Origin of the sequence: Pseudoduganella chitinolytica, assembly GCF_029028125.1 — a bacterium.
In the GTDB taxonomy this organism is placed as follows: Bacteria; Pseudomonadota; Gammaproteobacteria; order Burkholderiales; family Burkholderiaceae_D; genus Rugamonas; species Rugamonas chitinolytica.
In genome coordinates this window covers 2,178,284-2,196,047 of record NZ_CP119083.1, presented here as the reverse complement: position 1 = coordinate 2,196,047, position 17,764 = coordinate 2,178,284, and the positions used below count along the sequence as shown (strand labels likewise).

Genomic DNA, 17,764 nt, shown 5'->3' with positions numbered 1-17,764 from the left:
TCGAAACGCTGCTTAACTTCAGGGTCAGTCCCCTGCGGGGACAGACCCTAAGCGATATCAGAAGTACGAGAGCCCCAGCGCCCCCTTCACCTCATCGGCCGTCTGCGCAGCGACCTCGCGCGCGCGCATGGTGCCTTCCTTCAGCAGCTGCATGACGTAGCCCTTGTCCCTGGCGAATTCCTCGCGGCGTGCGCGGATCGGGCCCAGCATCTCCTGCAGCACCGCCTCCAGGCGCTTCTTGACGATCGAGTCGCCCAGGCCGCCGCGCGTGTAGTGTGCCTTCATCTCTTCGAGCGCGGCCTTGTCCGGATCGAACGCGTCCAGGTAGATGAACGCCACATTGCCTTCCAGGTGGCCGGGATCCTGCACGCGCAGGTGCAGCGGGTCCGTGTACACCTTCTTGACGGCGGCCGTGATCTCGTCGGCGGAAGCGCCCAGGTTGATCGTGTTGCCGAGCGACTTGCTCATCTTGGCCTTGCCGTCGATACCCGGCAGCCGCCCGATCTCCGGCACCAGCGCCTTGCACTCGACCAGCACGTCCTTGTTGGCCAGGCGGTTGAAGCGACGCACGATCTCGTTGGTCTGCTCGATCATCGGGATCTGGTCTTCGCCCACCGGCACGATGGAGGCCTTGAACGCGGAGATATCGGCCGCCTGCGAGGCCGGGTAGGTCAGGAAGCCGGCCGGGATGTCGCGCTCGAAGCCGCGCAGCACGATCTCCGCCTTCACCGTCGGATTGCGCTCCAGGCGTGCCACCGTGACCATGTTCAGGTAATAGAACGTCAGCTCGGCCAGCTCGGGAATCTGCGACTGGATCAGGATCGTCGACTTGGCGGGGTCGATGCCGACGGCCAGGTAGTCCAGCGCCACCTCGACGACATTGCGGTGCACCTTGTTGGTGTCGTCCATATTGTCGGTCAGCGCCTGCGAGTCGGCCAGCATGATGTACTGCTTGTACTGATGCTGGTACTCGACGCGGTTGCGCAGGCTGCCCACGAAGTGGCCCAGGTGCAGGGGGCCGGTGGGGCGGTCACCCGTCAGGATGACGGCGGGGGTCGTGGCTTTGGCCGCGTCGGCGGCGCTGATGACGGCGGATGCGGTGGTGTCTTGCGGGTCGGTCATGGCGGTATTCGGTCCGGTTGCCCCGGCCGGCCGCGCCATGAAAAACGCCACCTGGCAGGGGCGGCGTTGAGATTGAAATCACATCACTTTGCAGTGGCCGCGCGCTGTGAGCGGCGCCACCAGGGCGTGGCGGAACGGGCGGCGTAATGGGATTGACGGAAATTCATGCCGGTATGTTTACAGGTTGGCGCCGCCCTGTCAAGCGCTGGCCGGGCGGCGGCCACCAGTCAGTGACGCCGCGGGTTGTCGGGACGGTCGTCGTGGCGGTTCGGCACCCCGTCGCCATCGCGGTCGCGGTCATGACGGTTCGGTACGCCGTCGCGGTCACGGTCGCGGCCGTTCGGGGTCCGGTCGGCCCGGTTCGGGATGCCGTCGCCATCGCGGTCGCCCGGGCGCCAGGCACCGCGCACGAATTCCCAGCGGCCGTCGCGCTCTTGCCAGGCCGGCGCGTTCCAGTGGTAGCCCGAGCGGGCCCGCACGTACTGGCCCTGGTGCCAGGCGTAGCGGTGGCCCGTCCATTGCCAGTAGCCGGGTGTCCAGACGTAACCGTGGCGGGCAGCCGGCGCGTGCTCATGGCGCGGCGCCGGTGGCGCCTCGCGCACGACAATGACGGCGGCTGCGGCGGTCAGGGGCACGGCTGCGGCGGCGCTGGCGGCAAGCAGGGTGGCGATCAGCAGTTTCTTCATGATGGGCTCCTTGGTTGGATGGTTCCATCTTGACGAGTAGATGTAACGGCAGTGTGGCCCGCACCGTTTAGCTTGTAAGCAATTGTTTCGTTGCATTCATGGCAACTGCACGGTAGTATGTTTGTTTCTAAAAACATACTGGAGACCCCATGCGCCTGCGTCCTTGCATCCTTGCCCTGGTTTCGTCATTGCTGGCGGCGTCCGCGTGGGCGCAAACGCCGCCGATGGCGCCCGATATCGGCGCCAGGTTCGAGGCGCCGACGGATGCCGCGGACTACGTCAAGCGGGTCGTCATGATCCCGATGCGCGATGGCATCAAGCTGCACACGATCATCGTCGTTCCGAAAGGTGCGCAAGGGGCGCCGATGCTGCTGACGCGCACGCCGTACAACGCGGCCGGCCGCACCGGCCGCCACCAGAGCCCGCGGATGCTGGCCACGTTGCCGCAGGGCGACGAGACCGTCGTGCGGGCCGGCTACATCCGCGTGTTCCAGGACGTGCGCGGCAAGTTCGGTTCGGAAGGCGACTACGTGATGACGCGGCCCCTGCGCGGCCCCTGAACAACACGAAGACGGACCACGCCACGGACGCGTGGGACACCATCGAGTGGCTGGTCAAGAATGTCAAGGAGAGCAACGGCAAGGTGGGCATGCTGGGTTCCTCCTACGAGGGCTTCACGGTGCTGATGGCGCTGGCCGATCCGCATCCCGCGCTGAAGGTGGCGGTGCCGATGAGCCCCATGGTGGACGGCTGGCGCGGCGACGACTGGTTCCACAACGGCGCCTTCCGCGTCAACACGCTGCACTACCTCGCCAGCCAGACGACGGCGCGCGGCAGCGGCAGCGAGCTGGCGACGGGCGTCTACGACGACTACGACAGCGTGCTGCGGGGCGGCTCGGTGGCGGACTACGCGAAGCAGTTCGGCCTGGACCGGCTGACGTACGCGAAAAAGCTGTTCGAGCATCCGGCCTACGACAGCTACTGGCAGCACCAGGCGCTGGACCGCATCCTGGGTGCGCGCAAATTGCGCGTGCCGACGATGACGGTCGTGGGGCAGTGGGACCAGGAGGACATCTACGGCGCCTATGCCGTCTACGCCGCGCTGGAACCGCAGGACACGGACAACCGGCGCAATTACCTGGTGATCGGGCCATGGCGCCACAGCGGCGTCAATTACGACGGCTCCGGCCTGGGTGCATTGAAGTTCACGGGCGACACGGCGCTGGAGTTCCGCCGCGACGTGATGCAGCCGTTCCTCGACCAGTACCTGAAGGACGGCGCCCCGGTGGCGGACACGCCGCCCGTGCTGTCGTACCAGACCGGCACCAACCGCTGGCAGCGGCTGCGCCAATGGCCTCTCGCCGCGCCGACGCAGGTGGCCTACCTGCAGGACGGCTTCCGGCTCGACTTCAAGGAGCCCGCCGCCGCAGGCATTGGCTACGACGAATACGTCGCCGATCCGGCCAAGCCGGTGCCGTTCGTGCCCCGTCCCGTGCGCATGGGCGACCGAGACGTCTGGCAGCCGTGGCTGGTACGCGACCAGCGCTTCGTGACGGACCGGCCGGACGTGTTGAGCTACGTCTCGGCACCGTTGACGGCCCCGCTGCAACTGTCCGGGGCGCCCGTCGTCAACCTGTTCGCCGCCACGACAGGCACGGATGCGGACTGGGTCGTCAAGGTGATCGACGTCTATCCGGACGAGATGCCGAACCAGCCGGCCATGGGCGGCTACCAGCTGCCGCTGTCGATGGACATCTTCCGCGGGCGCTACCGCGACAGCCTGGAGAGCCCGGCCCCCGTCGTCGCCGGCAAGGTCGAGCGCTACCGCTTCGCGCTGCCGAACGTGAACCACGTGGTCCAGCCGGGCCACCGCCTGATGGTGCAGGTCCAGTCCAGCTGGTTCCCGCTGTACGACCGCAATCCGCAAAGCTACGTGCCGAACATTTTCCACGCCAGGGCCGCCGACTACGTCAAGGCCACGCAACGTATCTACCGCGCGCCAGGCACGGCCAGCTCGGTGGAGCTGCCGGTGGTGCCAGCAGCGCAGTAGGCCATACAGCAGAGCCCGTGTCCCACCACGGGGTCAGTCACCAAAATGGGACACGAGCCCGGCCGTTGAGTCGACGCGGCTCCGACGGTAATGCGCGCGAACGGCCCAGGCCGTGTCCCGAAAAGGTGACTGACCCCGCGGTGGGACACGAGCCCGGCCGTTGTGGGCCGCGGGGGTTATTGCGCCGGCTTCAGGTGGATGTGGTGGTCGCGGAAGTACTTGCGGGCGACGACGATGGCGACGGCCTGCATTGCCGCGCTGACGAAGAAGGTGACGCCGATGCGCCAGTCGGTCGGCGGCAGGTGGCTCACTTCGCCCAGCAGCACGCCGCCCGCCAGCGGCATCAGGATGACGCCCACGCTGCCGATCGATTGCAGCGAACCCATCAGCTCGCCCTGTTCGGCGGCCGGCGTGGACTTCGACACGATGCCCTGCAGCGCGGGGCCGGCCGCGAACGCCAGCAGGTTGCACAGGATGAAGACGTACATCATCCACCCTTCGGTCGCCAGGCCATACAGGACGTACGTGATCGCGCCCGACGTCAGCCCCAGCAGCGACAGCCGCACCTCGCCGAACTTGCGGATGAATACGCCCAGCAGGCCCGCCTGCACGACGGCGGCTGCCACGCCCACGCAGAACAGCGCCAGGCCGTTCTGGCTGGGCGTCCAGCCGAAGCGGAAATTGGTGTACAGCACCCAGGTCGAGTGCAGCATCATCTGCGCCAGCGTCATCAGCGTATAGACGATGACGAGGCCGCGGATTTCCTGCCGCCGCGCCAGCTTGATCAGCCCGGCGAGTGGATTGACGCGGGTCAGGCGGAACTTGCCGCGCTGCGCGTGCGGCAGCGATTCCGGTACGAAGAACCAGCCGTAGGCGAAGTTCGCCGCCGACAGGGCCGCCGCCACATAGAACGGCAGGTGCAGGTCGATGCCGCCCAGGAGACCGCCCAGCATCGGCCCGGCGATGAAGCCCAGGCCAAAGGCGGCACCGATCTTGCCGAAGCTCTTCGCCCGGTTGTCGTGCGTGGAAATGTCCGACGCGTAGGCCGACGCCACCGACATGCTGGCCGACGACATGCCGCCGATGACGCGACCGATGAACAGGCAGGCAAGGTTGGGCGCCCACGCGGTGGCCAGGAAATTCAGGCCCATGCCCGCCATCGAATACAGCAGCACGGGGCGGCGGCCGATGCGGTCGCTGATCGCGCCCAGCATCGGCATGAAAATGAACTGCATCAGGCCGAAGGTGGCACTGAGGATGCCGAACCACAGGGTCTGCTCCTCGCGCGTGCCCACGTATTCGCCCACGAGGATCGGCAGCACGGGTACGATCAAGCCGATGCCCAGCATGTCGATGAACACGCAGACGAGGACAAAACCAAGCCTGCCGGGCGAGGCGGCGGCGACGAGGGCAGGGTCGGGACGAGAGTCGTTCATGGTCTTCGCAGTGGGGTAGGGGTCAGTCACCGCGCCATTCGGCGATGAACTCGGCGCGGAAGGCGTCCAGCTGGCGCAGGCGGGCTTCGCCGAGGCGGCGGCCGGCGCTCGTGGTCATCGTGCCGGGCAAGGTGGCCAGCTTGACCGCGATGTGGTCGAGCGAATACGCCTTGTCGTCCAGCGCACGGTGCAGGCCGGCCGGATCGGTATCGTGCGCCAGTGCGCTGCCCATCCGCCCAGCCGTGTAGAACATGCGCGCCAGGCCGACCGCGCCCAGCGCATCGAGCCGGTCGGCATCCTGCACGATGCGGGCCTCGATGGTTTCCGGCGCGAGGCCCGCCGAGAAGCTGTGCGTGGCGATGGCGTGGGCGACACCGGGCAGCAGGGCGGCCGGGAAAGCCAGCTCGGCCAGCTGCGCGCGTGCCAGTTGCGCGGCCTGGCGCGACGCCAGATGGCGCTCCGGATGGTTCTTGGGCAGGTTGACGAGGTCGTGCAGGTAGCAGGCCGCCAGCACGACGAGGGCGTCGGCTTCCGGATGGTCCGCCAGCAGCCGGCGCGCATTGCCCCACACGCGGTGCAGGTGGTTGATGTCGTGGGCGCCATCGTCGGCACCGCTCGCGGCCCGGGCCAGCGCTTCCAGGCGGGGCTGCCAGGCATGCAACAGTTCGGAGGGGTTCAGGGGCATCGGTAATAAGCTTGTGCGTCGGTGCGGTCGTGCATTGTGCCATGAACAACCGTCCGCCAGTGCCTCCGCGGCAAGATAGCCCGGTGGTTAAGTTTCCATGTGGAATTTTTTGTCGCCAAATGTCTTGGCTTGCGGTAACATTTCGTCTGTTAAGCAATTTGGCCATCCACATGCGGCCGCCGGCCCGCCTCAGGAACTACCGATCATGTCCCAGTCCGAAACCACCACTTCCACCTTGCCTTCCGAATTCCTTGCCTTCACCCTGGGCAGGGAGGAGTACGGCATCGACATCCAGAAGGTCAGCGAGATCCGCAGCTACGAGAGCCCGACCCGCATCGCCAGCGCGCCGGAGTTCGTCAAGGGCGTCATCAACCTGCGCGGCATCATCGTGCCGATCCTCGACATGCGCATCCGCTTTGCGCTGGGCACGCCCGAATACGGCCCCTTCACCGTCGTGATCATCCTGAACATCGGTACGCGCGTCGTCGGCATGGTGGTCGACGCGGTGTCGGACGTGACAACGCTGACGCCGGACCAGATCAAGTCGGCGCCGGACATGGGTTCGAGCCTGAACACGGAACACATCGTCGGCCTGGGGACGGTCGAGGACCGCATGCTGATCCTGGTGGACATCGACAGGATGATGTCCAGCGAGGAGATGGGGCTGATCGAACGGATCGCCGCCTGACCGGTCAGGACGCCAGCGCCTGTTGCGACAAGGCGTCCGCCGCGCCGTTGCGATGGCGCGGCACCCAGCGCAGTGCGACGCAGCCGATGCGCGCCAGCAGCGCCTGCGCCACGGCCCGGTGATGGGCGAGGCTGGCGGCGCCCGCGCCGGCCGGCAGCAGCATGTCGTGCACCACGACCTGGCTGTCGCCATACACCACCAGCTGCGCCAGCGAGCGCGCGGCGGCTTCCTCCAGGAGTGCGATCAGAGCCAGGTACTCCGCATCCGCGCTGCTGCCTTCGCCCGCGCGCAAGCTCACTTCCACCCGTTCCCCGCCAGGCCCCAGCAACAGCGCGCCCACGCCGATGCGGCCCGGGTTGGGTGTCGCGGAGCCGTCGAACCAGGCCTGCCACTGGCCTGGCGCGGGCGGCACGGCGCGGCGCGCGAGCCGGGCGGCGGCGGCGAGGGCTTGCAGGGCGGCCTTGCGGGACAGGACGGCGGGTTCGGCGGCAGGCATGCTGGGGGCAAAGCGACGATTGTACGTAAAAAGGGCCATCCGCGGATGGCCCTTTTTATAAGGACGACTGCTTTGCCGTCGGTCGCCGTCATGCGCCTTCAATTGCGATAGGGATTGCTCGGCCGGTAGTCATGCCGGTTCGGCACGCCGTCGCCATCGCGATCGCGGTCGTAACGGTTCGGCACGCCGTCGTGATCCTGGTCGCGGCCGCCGCCGTGGCGCCAGCCGTTGTGTTCCCAGCCACGTTGCGGACCGCGGTCCCAGCCGCTGTGCCAGCGGTTGCCCCGGTCGTAGCGGCCGTCGTGGCGGTCGTAGCGGTTCGGTACGCCGTCACCGTCGCGGTCGCGGTCATAGCGGTTCGGCACGCCGTCGTGGTCCATGTCGCCACGCGGGCTGCGCCGGTTCCAGCGGGCTTCCTCGTAGGCCCAGCCGCCATGGCGCTCGACCCAGCGCGGCGCGACATACGCATACCCGGCCCGTTCGCGCACCCAGTTGCCGCCGACCCAGACGTGGCGGCGGCCGTCCCAGCCCCAGTAGCCGGGCGCCCACACGTGGCCGGCACGGGCATACGGGATGGCCTCGTAGCGCACCGGCGGCGGCGGGGTGCCGATGATCAGGGTGACGTCCACCTGGGCCATTGCCTGCGTCGGCAGGAACGCGGCCGTGCCGGTGGCGAGGAGGGCCGCTGCAAGGATGGTTGGCTTGATCATGATGTTCTCTCCGTGGTTCTTGGCGCGCTGCTGGCTGCCCGATGAATCCACTATATCGCGCCGCACGGAAGAACATTGCGCCTGATTCAGATTTTTACAAATCGCGCGGGTTTGTCACAGCGGCGGCCTGGCCATCATGGCTCGGCCGCTTGCCGCGCACGATCACGACCGGTACCGCCGGGACCGCGATCAACTGGCTGACGCGGCGCGGCTGCGCCTGCGCCTGCGCCTCGCCACGGGTGGGGCGTTCGCCCCGGTAGAAGGGGCGGCACACGCCACCAGCACGGCCAGGACGACGGTGCCGACAAACACCGCTTCCGCATTGCGCACGATATTCATACTATTTCCTTTCGAGAGGGCAAAAGTGCCTTGCCATCGTGCCGAAGCGGGCGCCGCGGGGCTTGCGCGATGTCATTGCAATTCGGTATCGGGCGGCAATGCAACACCGCGTTTGCCGCGCCCCCCGCTAAGTCCGGGCACCATAGCCCCCGACGCGACCATGCCTCCATTCCTTGCCCCGCTGCAGCGCCTGCTGGCCGACCTGGCAACCCGCCGCCGGGCCTGGCGCCGCGCCGCCAACCTGCGCCGCTCGGCACCACGCGCCGGCTGGCAGGCGTTCGCCCTGCCGCTGGCCCTTGTCGCGCTCGCCGCTGGCGGCGCCGCCCTGATTGCCGGCCACGCGCGCAGGCTGGGCGATGCGATACCGCAGCCGTGGCATACCGTCACCGCGTTGCAGGCCTACGTTCCCGGCGCCGCCTTCACCGTGCCGGCAACGGGCGTGCAACTGCTGTTGCCAGGGCAGGGCGCGCTGGCGATCGCTGCCGGCATGCGCGCCGCGCCGCCCGTGCGCATCGACCTGTGCCGGCAGTTGCGCGCGCCCGGCCGCGCCGGTGCGCTGGTGCCACTGCGGCTGGGTTACCAGGCCGGCGACGTGCGGCGCTGGGCCGGCGCGCCGGGACCGGAGCGGCGCAATGTCGTGCTGGTGGATGCACAGGCCGGGCTGCCGCAAGTACAGCTCAGCGGCAACGCGACGGCCGATTTCGACGGCACACCACTGCGCCTGGCCTGGCAGGGCACCACGGTGGCACGCTGGCTGGGCGGTGCCGACGGTGTCGTGGCCGGCCCGCGCGGCGCAGGGCAGTTGACGCGCCAGGGCTGGCTGGCCTGGCCCGGCGGCGCGCTGCACGTCGAGCGGCGCGCCAGCGCCGCCTGTCCGGCAGCCGGCGAACTGGTGCTGCGCCTGTACCAGCCGGCCGATGATGTCAAGCGGGCCGTGGTGACGGCTTTCGGCAAGGAGGGCAGCACGACGGTGACGCTGGCGCCGGGCGACTACCGCGTCCCGGCGGCGGCCCCGCCCGCGCTGGAAGACGCCGCGCTGTTCACGGCGCTGCAGCAGGCTGGCCTGTTGCGGCTGTCCCGCCACGGCGCCATTGCGCTGGCGCCGGCGGATCTCGCGGCCTGGCAGCAGGCGCCCCCGGCCGCGCGCGCCGCCGCGCTGCCGGAATGGGCTGGCGTGCGGGTCGATGCCGCCAGCCGCAAGCTGCTGCGCCGCCTGTACCGCCAGGCCGACGGGGCCTACCTGCGCCGCCAGGTCGAGTTGTACAACAGCGAACGCAGCCTGCTGGCCTGGCGCGTGCCGGACGGCGACGCCAGTACGTGGCAGGCCAGCGGCGCGGCCGGACCGTTGACGGTCACCGGCACGCTGCCGCCCGCCGCGGCCCGGCTGTTCGACACGCTGTCGCAAGGCTGGCAACCGTGGTCGCGGGTGGCGCGCTGGCCGGCCGGCGACCAGGCGGTGCGCCTGGCGTGGACGCCCGGCCGTCCCGCCAGCGGCACCGAGCGGGTGCGCCTGCTGCTGGCCGGCCGGGTCGTCGCCGTCACGGGTGCGACCGTCGAGACCCTGCCCGCCTGCGACGGGCGCGCGTGCGGCAGCCGCGACGACGTGACGCAGCTGGTGCTGCGCCCGCAACCGGGCGCACGCGCGGTCGTCGTCGCCGCGCTGCCCCTTGCCACGGCGCGGCTGGAGCGCCCCGGCGAGCGGCGCTACCGCCATCTGCGCGTGGCCGACGGTCGCATCGAGTGGTTGCCGCTCGGGCCGACGGCAGCGCTGCCGGCGGCGGCGCCGGGCGTGCCCGTCACCATCGCCGACCGCCACGGCACACCGCTGTGGGCGGACGGCCGGCCGACAGCGGCCGCCATCCAGGCGGGCCTGGGCACGCTGGTCGGCCTGGGGCCGCAGCAGGACAGCGGTGTCGCGGCCCAGCTGATGCGCGCCGGTGCCGGCGCGACGGGTGCGCGGCTGACGGTGGACCTGCCGCTGCAGGCGCTGGCCCACGACGTGCTGGCGTGCGTCGGCATGCGGCGCGGCACGTGGGACGGCCGCCGCTGCGCGGGCGGCACGGCGCCCCCGCGCGGTCGCGAGGCCGGCATCGTCCTGCTCGACAGCGAAAACGGCGACATCCTGGCCGCGGCGGGCTTCGGCACGGGCCGTGCGGACACCGCCAACTGGGCCGAGCTGCGCGACTTCGACCGCGCCAACCCGGCTCGCAGCCCGTTGCGCCTGCCGGCCCTGCAGCACGACGGCGGCGCCCGGCGCAGTCCCGGCTCCACCTTCAAGATCGTCAGCGCGCTGGGCCTGGAGATGGCCGCGCGCACCGATCCCCGCCTGGAGGCGCTGCTGAGCGGTGTGCCGTTGGCCCGGCTGGACACGCTGGCGCACGAGCGGGGCTTCGATTTCGCGGCGGCGGCGGCCACCTATCCCGTCCACGCCGACGTGCACGTGACGAACTACCGCGAACTGGGCCTGGCCGGCCGCGCCCAGGACGGCCGGCTGGGACTGGCCCAGGCGCTGACCTACAGCCTCAATACGTGGTTCGCCTGGACGGGCGAGCTGTCCGATGCCACCTTGCTCGGCCGGCCGGACGGCGGCGTCGCGGACGCGCAGGCGCTGCAGCCCGGGGCCCTCGATGCCGTGCGGCCCATCCTGGCCGCCGCGCGCCGGCTGGGCTTCGAGCAACCGATGCGCCTGGACGGCGGCCTGCTGCCGGCCGATGTCGACTGGCGCCAGTACGATGCCCTGCAGGCCACGCCTGCGCGAATCGACCCGATCAGCAGCCGCCACGAACTGCGCCAGATGAGCATCGGCCTGCGCATGCAGGCGACGCCGCTGCAGATGGCGCTGGCGGCGGGCGCGATCGGCCAGGGCGCGACGGTGGCGCCGCGGCTGCTGGCGCAACTGGACGGCCGCGCCGCCCGGCAGGCGCCCGCGCAGCCGCTGGACGTGCGGCTCGACCGCATCCGCGCCGGCCTGCAGGGTGTCGTCGAGCGGGGCACGGCGGCCACGGCCTTCCGCTGCGCCGGCTGCGCGCCGCTGCGCGCGGGCCTGTACGGCAAGACCGGCACGGCACCGGTGGCGGACGACGCCACCGTCTGGTTCACCGGCTGGCTGGAGCCGGACACGCTGCCGGGCCAGCGGCACCGGCTGGCGTTCGCCGTCTTCGTCAGCCGCTCGGAGGCCGGCGGCGGCGACCACGCGGCGCCGGTCGTGGCCGCGCTGCTGGCGACATTGGCGGAACGCCGAACAAAGGGGGAAATGGCCGTGTTAATCGGGCAATGACGGCGCGGCGTTCGTGGCATGATGAGCATGCGGCTGCCGCCGGCGTTCCGGCGGCCCGCGCCATGGGGAAACGGACCAGATGCGGTTGCCGGGAACGCGTTATCAGGAGCACGGCTGGGAAGGGGTGCGCAAGCTGCTGGGCGCCAGCTCGCTGGCGGCGCTGCGCCGCTGTGACCTGGAGGCGGTGCTGCAGCCGGATCGCCACGCGGCGCTGCTGGACGACTACACGGATGCGCTGGCGCCCGTGCTGCACGCGGCCGGCCGCAGCGCGCACGGCCCCGGCAACAGCTACGGCGACAGCATCGGCGACCTGGCCATGGGCCTCCTGTTCGAGCTGCAAGCGCGCCCCGCGTTCTGGCTGGCCTTTGCCGGCGGCCTGGCGGCGGAACACGCCAAGCAGGGAGCCTTCTGGCAGGGCGGCACGGGCGACGCGCTGCTGCGCAAGAAGGTCAACGACATGTATGCCACGTTGCGCGACCAGGTCGATGCGGACAACTACCAGGCCGCCACCGGCGAGCCCTGTTCGGCCAACCGGATCTACACGTACCGCATGCTGGATATGGCCTGGCGCGCCATCGAACAGGTGTTCGCGGGCTGGCCCGGCACGGCGGCACAGGTGGCCGCCATCCTGGACCGGCCGGCGGACGCGATGCCCATCGAGGTGCGCCAGCTGACGTCGGCGGCGCGCTGCCGGCCCGAATGGGTGATCCGGTGGAGCGAGTCGCTGGCTCGCTTCGGCGGCACGCCAGGGCCGCTGCACACGCGCTCGAAGCGCTTCGCCAGCCTGCGCAACCAGCCCGAGCGCATCGGCGCGCTGCTGACGGAGATCGCCGACTATGAAGCGCTGAGCGCCAATGCCGACGGCGCCGCCTGGCTGCACGACGAACACGCGGCGGCCGACTGGCTGGCCGACCTGGAGCGGGTGGGGACGCAATCGGCCAGCGCCGCCAGCACCGAAGCCGATCGCGTCCTGGCCGATCCCGAGGGCGCCGGGGTTTGCCCCGCCCCCCGCTATGACAGCTTGACGGCGGCGCTGGCCGCGCTGGCTGCCGAATCTTTGCCGGTGCGGCAGGCGGTCTGCCTGAAGGTGCTGGGCCCGGACGACGACAGTTATCCGGACGACTGGCGGCGTGGCCCGGCTGGCGGCCTCCCCACGCTGGAGCAGTTGGCGCTGCAGGGCGGCATGTCGGTGCCGACCCTGCGCAAGCGCCGCAACGCGGCGATCGAACGGCTGAACGGGATGGTCCCGGCCGCCCAAGGAGAATGACGTGACGAGCATGGATGACGACAAGGTAGGGGCCAAGCTGCGCGAGCGCGTGCTGCTGGCCGCCAGGACGGGCGACCGGCTGATGCTGGCGGACGCCACGCTGCAGGCGGCGCTGGAGGGCAGCCGGCCCCTGACGGCGGGCGAGCTGGCCGCCCTGCACGGGTCGCCGCTGACGCTGCGGCGCTTCCGCCACCTGGCGCTGGCGCGGCGGCAGGCCCGCGCCCCGCGCTGGGCCGGCAGTACCGGCATGCTGCGCGCGGCCGACAGCGGCACGGCGCCCGCGCGCCTCGTCACGGACGACGGCCACTGGACACTGCATTTCATCGCCCAGGAAGGCGCCTGGCAGGTGATCCTGCAGCTGGACCCGGCCGCGCCTATTGCCCCGGCCCTGCTGCGCGAAGGCCCGCTGCTGCGCGTCAGCGACGGCGCCGGCGCCACGCTGCTGCAAGGGCGCCTGGACGGCGACGGCGAATGCGAGGCCGCCTGGCCGTTCGCGCTGGCGCCTGACGCCTATTTGCAGGCGCGTGGCGCCACCTTCCTGGTCGCGCCCGCGGCCGGGCAAGCGTGAGGCGTCGATGAAACTGTTCGGCCGTACCGCCACGCCGCCGCAGGCGGACCAGCTGGGCCAGGCCGTCATCGCGCTGCGCTGCGACGGCCTGGCCGCACCGGCCGGCAGTACCGTCACCGTGGTGGGGGCCGATGGCGGTGCCCGTCGTCCAGTCGTGCGGCCGGGCGAGCGGGTCGCCTGCTGCGCCGGCGAGGCGGCGTGGTGCTGGCATGCGGGGCCGTACGCGATGGATCTCGTGCCGTTCGCGGCCGCGCCCGAAGCCGGGCTGCGGCTGACCGGCATGCTGGCCGGCGCCGATGCCGTCCCGGGCCGCGAACGCTTCACGCTGCTGCTGGCTGCGGAAGCGCCGCCCGAGCGGCTCACCGTGGCCGCCTTCGCGGCGCTGGTGCAGGGCGCGTTGCGCGGCGCGTTGGCGCAGGGGCTGCTCGACCTGCCGCCCGGCACGTCGCTGGAGGAATGGCACGCGTTCCGCGCCGGTGTCAACGAACTGCTGTACACGCGCTTCGGCCTGATCGTGACCGATTGCGTGCCGGTCGACCTGGGCGACATCGTCGACTACGCGGCCGTGCTGCGCGGCCGCGCGGAACGGCTCGAGCCGACGCCCCCGTACACCGAAGTGCCGGCCCCGGCGTCGGCGGCTGCCACGACCGCCCTGGCGCCGCCCGACGATGCGCGGGCATTGCGCCGCCTGTTCCTCGAACTGCCTGCGCTGGCGGCACAGCTGCGCCTTCTGCCGCTGCCCGGGGGCGCCTTCGCCGCGCACCGGGAACTGCTGCAGAAGGTGGCGCTGGCCGCGCTGGACGTCAACACGATGCCGGCCCTTGCGCTGGCGGCTCCTGGCCAGCCGCTGGTGCCCGCGGCCCGCGCCAGCCGCGCAGCGGCCAGCGTCGCGGCTCTCGCGGCATTGGACGACGCGTGGAGCGTGCTGGCGCGCATGAAGCAGGACGGTTTCGCGCCGCTGCAGGACGAAGCGGAGCGCGTGCTGGCCAACCTGGCCGACCACCTGGCGCGGCGCCGTGCCGTCGATCATGCGGACGATTCAAGCTTGCAGCGGCGGGAGCCCACGCTATGACCCGCGCAGCGACGCCCGCCACCGCGCAGTGCCGCACGCTGCTGGCCGACGGCACGGCCTTGACCGTGACGGCCACGCGCCGCCCGCGTGCCGGCCGCGCGGACGTCAAATGCGCCGTGCCGGGCGCGCCGCAACTGGGCGAACGGATGGCCGAAGTGGTGCGCCTCGCCCGCCTGACGGAAGCGCGGCTCGATGCACGCGAGCAGGTGGTGCTGAGTCTCGACGGCACGCCCGCGCCGGCGGAGCGCAACTGGGAGCTGGCCGCCGTGCTGGCCGACCGTCTCGTGCGCGGTACCTGGAACGCACGGGAGACGCCACTGGCGCTGGGCTGGTCCGATGCATGGCAGCTGGGCCGCATCGACGGGCATGCGCCGCCGGCCACGCTGCCGGCGGACGCTGTGCTGGGCGGTGCCCGGCCGGCCGATGCCGGGCCGTTTGACTACCTGCCGCACCTGGGTGCACTGACGGGGCACGCCGATCCGGGTGCCGCCGTGTCGGTCGTACGCACGTGGTTCCCGCTGCACAGCGGCGGCATCAACGACAGCCTGGCCTGGGTCGAGGTCAGCGTGTTCCCTCGTCCGCCGGACGACCCGGCGGACGAGGAAGACACCATCGCGGTGCCGGGCACGGACGCGGCGCTGCAGCAGGCCGTGCGCGCGGCGCTGGCGGGCGCGCGCCACTTTGACGGCCGTGGCATGGGACGCTGGCGCACGGTCGTCCGCTTCGGTGCGGCGCGCTTCCAGGGCGACTCCTACCAGCTTGCACTGGTGCTGGCCGACCGCCTGGCGCGCGGGCGCGACTTCGTGCCGCGCGGCCGGCTGATCGCCACGGGGACGTCCAGCGCGTGGCACGCGGGCCAGGTCGAGGGCGTGGCGGGGCTGGCGGCAAAGACGCAGCTGATCCTGGCGCAGGCGCTGCCGGGCGACCGCGTGCTGCTGCCGGCGGCGTGGCAGGACGAGTTGCCGGCCGGGTTCGCGCAAGCGCTGCGCGGGCGTGGCGCCACGCTGGCGTGCATCGACCGGATAGGGCTCATCTGAATCGTGCGCCTGTTAAAATCGCACGGCAGGCCGTGTACAAAAAAGCAAGGAGTCTGACATGTTCAAGATGTTTGGTGCCGGTGGCGCCCGCTGCCCCCGCTGCGGGCAGAAAAACGGTGGCGCGGACGGCTACTGCGGCGGCTGCGGCCTGTCGCTGGGCGCGCCCCGCAGCGAGCCCGTGCTGCAGGACAACCGCTGGATCCCCGCTGCCGACGAATTGGCCGTGTACTTCGGCGTGCGCGAACTGTCCGGCCTTTTCACCAAGACGCTGCGCGTGCCCGCCACCACCCGTGCCTATATCCTGCAGGGCGAGACGGCCACCGAGGTCGCGCAGGGCGAGTACGAGCTGGAAGGCTTCTTCGGCCGCCTGAACAACCTGCTGCGCGACCAGCATGCGGAAATCCTCGTCACCCGCACCACGCCGCTGCCGGTGGAGTTCGCGTTCGACGACCTGGCCACCAGCGAACACCTCAAGATCGCGGCGCGCTTCACGGTCGGCATCAAGGTCGAGATCGTCGCCGCGTTCGCCCAGCACTTCATGACGGCGCCCGGCACCGTCACCACGCGCCACCTGCACGACCTGCTGGCGCCGATGGTGCGCCAGATCGCAGCGGAATTCATCGGCGCGCGCTCCTTGCGCGAGATGCACGGCAACCCGGACCTGCGCGCCCAGCTGGACGAACGGCTGCAGGCCGCGCTGAAGCTGCGCCTGGCCGAATTCGGCCTGGCCGCCGTGCAGGTGGACACGCTGGCGCTGCGGCACGACAAGTTCGACGCCAACCGCGCCCGCGTGGGCAGCCTGTGGCTGGTGACGGACGAACGCCACGCGCAGCTGGAGCACGTCAAGCACCTGGACCAGCTGTATGACGACGAGGAATGGCAGGCCATCTGGCGCGAGGAGCAGAAGGCACGCAGCGAGTACCGCCGCGCCGAGCTGCGCCAGGATGCGACGGTGGACAATGCGGAGCTGGCGCTGCGCCAGGCCGAGCGACTGCAAGCCATCCGCGCCCGCGAGATCGACCTGTATGCCCGCATCGCCGAATCGGACACGCGCAAGCACGCCGTCGACAAGGGCGCCGGCGCGGCCGTCGCGGAACTGGAGCACGAGCTGGCGGGCCAGGCGGCCCAGCGCGCCGGCGTGGCGGCCGAGTGGGCCCACGTGCGCCAACTGGCGCAGATCCGCCTGCGCACGGAGCTGGAAGTGGCGCAGCAGGCCGCAGCGGAGGAACGCGCGTTCGCACGGCAGCGCTTCACGCACCGGCTGCACCTGCAGCAGATCTGCAACCAGATGGAACAGGCGCTGGCGATCGAGGACGAGTCGGCCCGGCGTGCCCAGGCCAAGCGCCTGCAGCAGGCGGAACTGGATGCGCAGCGGCGCGAGGCGGAGATCGAGGCCGAGCACCACCAGGCCCGCTTCCAGGGCGTCGCGCTGGCCAATGCCGCGCGCCGGCGCGAGGCCGAGCGCGTGCAGGAATGGGAGGAGGCCCAGCACGTGGCACGCCAGCGCGAACTGGCGCGCGGCGAAGGGGACAAGGAGGCGGCGGCGCGGGCACGGCTGGACGAGCTGCGCCGCACCGGTGCGTCCGCCGAGGCGCTGGCGCAGCATGCCAAGCTGTTGCGCACGATCGAGGCGGACGGCGCCCAGCAGCGCCAGGCCCAGTCGATCGCCATCGAGGCCGAGGAGCAGCGGCTGGCGCTGAAGCTGCGCGAGCATGAGGCGCAGTGGCAGCAGGAGCTGCGCCGCATCGAGCACGAGCGCGATGAGCGCCATGCGCGCTGGAAGCTCGATTACGACACGCTGGTGGCCCAGCAGAACCACGCGGCCGAACTGGCGCGCATCGAGATCGAGCGCATCCAGGCCGTGGGGACGCTGTCGGACACGGGCAAGATCGCGCTGGCGGACACGCCCAACGCGCAGGCGCTGGCGCAGCTGATGAAGACGCAGGCCCATGCGGGCATGAGCCCGGAACAGCTGCAGGCCCTGGCCAGCGTGGTGGCGGCCGAGAACAGCATCAGCCAGCTGGACGCCATGCGCCTGGCGCAGCAGACGGCGGCCGACGAGCGCGCGCGCACGGAGGCCCAGCAGGACAAGGACCGCCAGCACCAGCTGGAGCTGCTGAAGCTGCAGAACGCCACGCACGCCAATGCGCTGGCGGCGCAGATGCAGCTGGGCGTGGGCGTCGCGCAGGCGGGCGCGCCGGTGCACCACCATCACGCGCCTGCGGCCGCGCCCGCGCCGCGCGTGTGTGTCAACGGCCACCCGGTCCCGGCCGACAAGCCCGATGCGAAGTTCTGCGCGGAGTGCGGCGTGCCGCTGCAGCGGTAAAAGGA

General features: G+C 71.1%; 16 protein-coding genes. 9 read left to right on the top strand and 7 right to left on the bottom strand.

The window, feature by feature from the left end; translation table 11 throughout:
- Positions 1-57: 57 nt before the first annotated feature.
- Both trpS and PX653_RS09665 read right to left on the bottom strand, forming a co-directional pair.
- Positions 58-1,122: a tryptophan--tRNA ligase gene (trpS, locus tag PX653_RS09670; RefSeq protein ID WP_277417678.1), complete on the bottom strand. Its 1,065-nt coding sequence runs from the start codon at positions 1,120-1,122 to the stop codon at positions 58-60.
- A 227-nt stretch (positions 1,123-1,349) separates the two neighbouring features.
- Entirely contained in the window at positions 1,350-1,808 is a 459-nt protein-coding gene (locus tag PX653_RS09665; RefSeq protein ID WP_277417677.1) for a thrombospondin type 3 repeat-containing protein, read from the bottom strand.
- 149 nt (positions 1,809-1,957) lie between these two features.
- On the opposite strand from PX653_RS09665, the gene PX653_RS09660 reads away from it, so the two are divergent.
- Together PX653_RS09660 and PX653_RS09655 are read left to right on the top strand one after the other, a co-directional pair.
- A complete protein-coding gene (locus tag PX653_RS09660) occupies positions 1,958-2,368 on the top strand; it encodes a CocE/NonD family hydrolase (RefSeq protein WP_277417676.1) in 411 nt (136 codons plus the stop codon).
- Positions 2,365-3,858 carry a CocE/NonD family hydrolase gene (locus tag PX653_RS09655; RefSeq protein ID WP_277418552.1) on the top strand — a complete coding sequence of 498 codons (1,494 nt, stop codon included), beginning with the start codon at positions 2,365-2,367 and terminating at the stop codon, positions 3,856-3,858. Before PX653_RS09660 ends, PX653_RS09655 begins: the two co-directional genes overlap by 4 nt.
- Before the next feature lie 176 nt (positions 3,859-4,034).
- Here PX653_RS09655 and PX653_RS09650 read toward each other — a convergent pair whose 3' ends face one another.
- Both PX653_RS09650 and PX653_RS09645 read right to left on the bottom strand, forming a co-directional pair.
- Positions 4,035-5,294 (bottom strand): MFS transporter, encoded by a 1,260-nt coding sequence (locus PX653_RS09650; RefSeq protein WP_277417675.1) that lies wholly within the window; start codon positions 5,292-5,294, stop codon positions 4,035-4,037.
- Positions 5,295-5,316: 22 nt separating this feature from the next.
- Positions 5,317-5,979, bottom strand: a complete 663-nt coding sequence (locus PX653_RS09645; RefSeq protein WP_277417674.1) for an HD domain-containing protein — start codon at positions 5,977-5,979, stop codon at positions 5,317-5,319.
- 205 nt (positions 5,980-6,184) lie between these two features.
- Between PX653_RS09645 and PX653_RS09640 the strand changes: the two genes are divergently transcribed.
- A complete protein-coding gene (locus PX653_RS09640) occupies positions 6,185-6,667 on the top strand; it encodes a chemotaxis protein CheW (protein WP_277417673.1) in 483 nt (160 codons plus the stop codon).
- Positions 6,668-6,671: 4 nt separating this feature from the next.
- On the opposite strand, the gene PX653_RS09635 is transcribed toward PX653_RS09640, so the two are convergent.
- From PX653_RS09635 to PX653_RS09625, 3 genes are all read right to left on the bottom strand, one after another.
- Positions 6,672-7,163: a ribonuclease HI family protein gene (locus PX653_RS09635; protein ID WP_277417672.1), complete on the bottom strand. Its 492-nt coding sequence runs from the start codon at positions 7,161-7,163 to the stop codon at positions 6,672-6,674.
- A gap of 98 nt (positions 7,164-7,261) precedes the next feature.
- Positions 7,262-7,873, bottom strand: a complete 612-nt coding sequence (locus PX653_RS09630) for a hypothetical protein (RefSeq protein WP_277417671.1) — start codon at positions 7,871-7,873, stop codon at positions 7,262-7,264.
- A 94-nt stretch (positions 7,874-7,967) separates the two neighbouring features.
- Positions 7,968-8,147 carry a hypothetical protein gene (locus tag PX653_RS09625; protein WP_277417670.1) on the bottom strand — a complete coding sequence of 60 codons (180 nt, stop codon included), beginning with the start codon at positions 8,145-8,147 and terminating at the stop codon, positions 7,968-7,970.
- 225 nt (positions 8,148-8,372) lie between these two features.
- Between PX653_RS09625 and PX653_RS09620 the strand changes: the two genes are divergently transcribed.
- The 6 genes from PX653_RS09620 (at position 8,373) to PX653_RS09595 (ending at position 17,759) form a co-directional block, all read left to right on the top strand.
- Positions 8,373-11,489 carry a penicillin-binding transpeptidase domain-containing protein gene (locus tag PX653_RS09620; RefSeq protein ID WP_277417669.1) on the top strand — a complete coding sequence of 1,039 codons (3,117 nt, stop codon included), beginning with the start codon at positions 8,373-8,375 and terminating at the stop codon, positions 11,487-11,489.
- Positions 11,490-11,568: 79 nt separating this feature from the next.
- Positions 11,569-12,756, top strand: coding sequence for a hypothetical protein (locus PX653_RS09615; RefSeq protein ID WP_277417668.1), 1,188 nt, complete (start codon positions 11,569-11,571; stop codon positions 12,754-12,756).
- A 10-nt stretch (positions 12,757-12,766) separates the two neighbouring features.
- Positions 12,767-13,324 (top strand): hypothetical protein, encoded by a 558-nt coding sequence (locus PX653_RS09610; RefSeq protein WP_277418551.1) that lies wholly within the window; start codon positions 12,767-12,769, stop codon positions 13,322-13,324.
- A gap of 7 nt (positions 13,325-13,331) precedes the next feature.
- On the top strand, positions 13,332-14,396 hold the full coding sequence (locus tag PX653_RS09605; protein WP_277417667.1) for a hypothetical protein: 1,065 nt from the start codon (positions 13,332-13,334) through the stop codon (positions 14,394-14,396).
- Positions 14,393-15,433, top strand: a complete 1,041-nt coding sequence (locus PX653_RS09600; protein WP_277417666.1) for a hypothetical protein — start codon at positions 14,393-14,395, stop codon at positions 15,431-15,433. The genes PX653_RS09605 and PX653_RS09600 overlap by 4 nt, the downstream gene beginning before the upstream one ends.
- 58 nt (positions 15,434-15,491) lie before the next feature.
- Complete coding sequence (locus PX653_RS09595; RefSeq protein ID WP_277417665.1) at positions 15,492-17,759, top strand: SPFH domain-containing protein; 2,268 nt, start codon at positions 15,492-15,494, stop codon at positions 17,757-17,759.
- Positions 17,760-17,764: the final 5 nt, after the last annotated feature.